The organism is Shimwellia pseudoproteus (assembly GCF_016415625.1).
Classification (GTDB): domain Bacteria; phylum Pseudomonadota; class Gammaproteobacteria; order Enterobacterales; family Enterobacteriaceae; genus Shimwellia; species Shimwellia pseudoproteus.
This window is the reverse complement of the sequence record NZ_WBXP01000100.1, coordinates 1-3,319: the sequence shown is the minus strand read 5'-3', so window position 1 is coordinate 3,319 and position 3,319 is coordinate 1. Positions and strand designations below refer to the sequence as shown.

Genomic DNA, 3,319 nt, shown 5'->3' with positions numbered 1-3,319 from the left:
TGACGAAAGCAGGTATGCCTGAAAGTGTGCGTATTGCCTGAAAACACAACCCGCTACGGGGGAGACTTACCCGAAATCTGATTTATTCAACAAAGCCCAAAAACAATTAAAGGTGCTTCCAAAAAACGATAGCAAAAAGAACTAATTATAGAGATGACAACTAAGTCAAGCAGAGCGAAAAACAAGTAATATACAATATGTATTGACGGCGATGAAATCAATCTATTGAGGATAAACCATCCTATCCCGTGCAATAGGTAAAATGAATAACTCACCTCTCCTAACCTAACAATCCCCCGATTATTCAAAACACCCCAAAAACTCCCTTTTTGAATAATCAAAACAAAAAACAAACATGCAAATGGCACCATTAATAATGTCATATCAATATTATGCGTTGCAAAGAGAGAATAGAACAAGAACACTGTAAAAAAGGAAATCATCGAATTATTCTTTATTTTAAAAGAAATCTCTCTAGCAAGAAAGCCGGCGCAAAAGAGCAATATATTCACTGCTGAATTGTAATCATAATGGGGAATCACGAGCACATCAAAAAAACCAATAAAAATAATGACAGGCAATCCATTTTTGTTATTTTTAAAAAGAGAAATAATTGGAAGAGAAAAATACAATAACCACTCCCAATGTAAGGTCCATGTAACTCCTGCATTAATGAGGCTGCTATTATTAAAACCACAAATATTTGGCCTGTTGTTTATCAAGCCTGCATCAAACCAGTATATAACATTCCAAAGCTGCCCTTTAAAAGAATTACACTCATCGCTCAATATAATGGAGCAGAGAATACAAATCAATGATGATAAAGTTACGATAGGCGCTATACGGAAAAATCGCTGAATAAAAAACACTTTCCAATTAGTATCCGATGATATCTTTGGATAAAAAAGGTACCCAGATATAATAAAAAATATGGCAACTGAAAACTTCCCCAAAAAACCGTTAAAAAGGAAATCACCAAAGCTCCAAGTGTTATTTATTGAAAGATAATAAAAAAAAACAAAGTGATGGTAAGCCACACCTAATGCCAAAAAAAAACGCAACCCATCAATTTCACGATTGATGTTATTTTTGACATTCACAGAATCAATAAAACTAAAAAAATTAGAGTTAAAAATCGCTATCAGGCATACAATACCTAATATCATCCATACAAACAAAAGAATAGTTGAAAGCATCAGAACCCCACCAATATGAACCATGCAAATAAGGAGGGCCCTAAATAGGGCCCTCCAACTTATACATCATATTTTAATTTTTTATTTCTTCTAATCAACCTTTTCACTTCACTCTTTAATTTGTAAGGTAAGTTTCTAACGACAAATCTAATTAGGCCGAACTTAAATGAAAGATCGAATATCCGTCCATAACTGAAAACATACTCATCATCATCTTCCTTTTCACGCCTATTTTTATATAATCCTTCAGGGTCTAAATCGATCCCATAATTTGACTTAATAAATCGGATAGAATCGAAAGTTGAATAACATTCTCGATCAATCTGATGTTTTTCATCAAAAAATTTCGTATGATTTCTTAGACCAATATCTTCTGGATGAACAATAAAAAAGTAATCGGGGAAAAAATATTCATATTCGAAAATCATTTCTGGATTACAATCATTGTGATATTTTACTGGAAATTCAGCCTCATCGCTAAAAATATAATTCAGAGATAACCATTGTTCTACTGCATATCGTGATCTAAATAATTTCTCTTCAAATGTACTATATTTATTATGTTTATTATATTCATACCAAACAGAATACTCGAAAGGATATTCAGGACAAGAGTAATAATTAATTAAGTCTGATTTATATCCAAATTGCATCATATCAGCTATATGATACAAAATTCTCTCTCGGAATCTAGGATTTAATGAGAATACACTTGTCGTAATAATACGCCCTTGCTTCTCAGCATTTCTTTTTGGTACATCGGTTAGCATGTTCCAGAATTTTAAAACATTAGAGTTCAGTAAATACTGATCCGTTCTTATCTTAAGTACCACATCATGAGTTGCTGCATTAATGCCAGCGAGACATGTAGGGACTTGTTTATTAATATTATTATTTACAAAATTACTTTTATCAATCATCCCAGGTGCTTTTATGCAAGGCAATTCATCTCCAACCTCACAAAATACAATTTTATCGAAAATATTTTTTTTTAAAGATTTTTGATAAAAACCGATATCATTCGTTGAGAGTAAAACTTCGCAACCAGGAAAGTTTTTCCTTACAGAATCAACGCTGTAATGAATATCAAATTCTTTATATTCCGAGCCAGAAAAAAGAACGCTCAAATTTCTAGTATCTAAATTTGCCATTGCAGTACCTTTTAATTATAAAACTCTTTGATTTTTTTATTAAACAATTCAGCACCTTCATTCCGGTATATATTCGCAATGCAACGTTCAACATCTATGACTTTAATTTTATTCCTTCTTGCCATAACGTATAACAATCTGCAACAATCAACATCCGGAAGGCCATTATCAAAAGGATCGTTGAGTAAATCGTTCAATTTCAACCAAGCCTTAGATATTTTTCCCATACTTTTATCGTCACCCCAGAAAAATATATCGTAAACTCTTTTTGGATAAAAGGATTTGGGAGAGTTAAGATGAAAAACCCCCTCCAAAGGGGAATTAGCTTTAATAATAGGGTATAATGACTCGTGAGGTAAATCCTCAGCGATAGCAAGATCAGGTCTTATCCGGAAGACTAAATCATACTTTATATTTTTTTCTCTTTGATATTTTTCTTTGAGTTCGCAGGCCTTAAATATTGTATAAAGCTGGGGGAATGATGTTGCCTTTACAATTTCACCATCAATATTCATACCATCATGGTATAATTTTTGAAGTCCTTTACTTTGATTTATTAGCCAGTCGTCAAAATCTTCAATACTCGTAGATATGACATTTGCTCCCATTGAAGATAGAACATCATGGATTGCTTCTTGTGTAATAACATCATCAATACTATGGCTATTTTTCTTGGCTTTCCCATGGTGATATGAAAAGCCACGTTTATTCCATGTCGAAACAAAGACATCGCAATCATATCGATCAAAAAAGAACTCTTTATTCAGTTTCATCAATATTGGATCATCGTAGTTTCTCATCTGCCCGGCATAAAGAACAGCAACACGTGGTTTTTTAACCAAGAAATCAGTAGTAAATTTCCGACGACCTCCCATCGGCTTTGTTGAATAAATCAGATTTCGGGTAAGTCTCCCCCGTAGCGGGTTGTGTTTTCAGGCAATACGCACACTTTCAGGCATACCTGCTTTCGTC

General features: G+C 33.3%; 3 protein-coding genes. All 3 read right to left on the bottom strand.

Annotation, left to right across the window (positions count from 1 at the left end; genetic code table 11):
* Nucleotides 1–86: 86 nt before the first annotated feature.
* Genes F9C28_RS19800 through F9C28_RS19790 form a run of 3 tightly spaced genes read right to left on the bottom strand, consistent with a single transcriptional unit; the run spans nucleotide 87 to nucleotide 3,222 of the window.
* On the bottom strand, nucleotides 87–1,196 hold the full coding sequence (locus tag F9C28_RS19800; RefSeq protein ID WP_199016956.1) for an acyltransferase family protein: 1,110 nt from the start codon (nucleotides 1,194–1,196) through the stop codon (nucleotides 87–89).
* Nucleotides 1,197–1,255: 59 nt separating this feature from the next.
* Nucleotides 1,256–2,347, bottom strand: coding sequence for a WavE lipopolysaccharide synthesis family protein (locus F9C28_RS19795; RefSeq protein ID WP_199016955.1), 1,092 nt, complete (start codon nucleotides 2,345–2,347; stop codon nucleotides 1,256–1,258).
* An 11-nt stretch (nucleotides 2,348–2,358) separates the two neighbouring features.
* The gene (locus tag F9C28_RS19790; RefSeq protein WP_199016954.1) at nucleotides 2,359–3,222 is read right to left on the bottom strand and encodes a hypothetical protein; all 864 of its coding nucleotides are present in this window, start codon (nucleotides 3,220–3,222) and stop codon (nucleotides 2,359–2,361) included.
* Nucleotides 3,223–3,319: the final 97 nt, after the last annotated feature.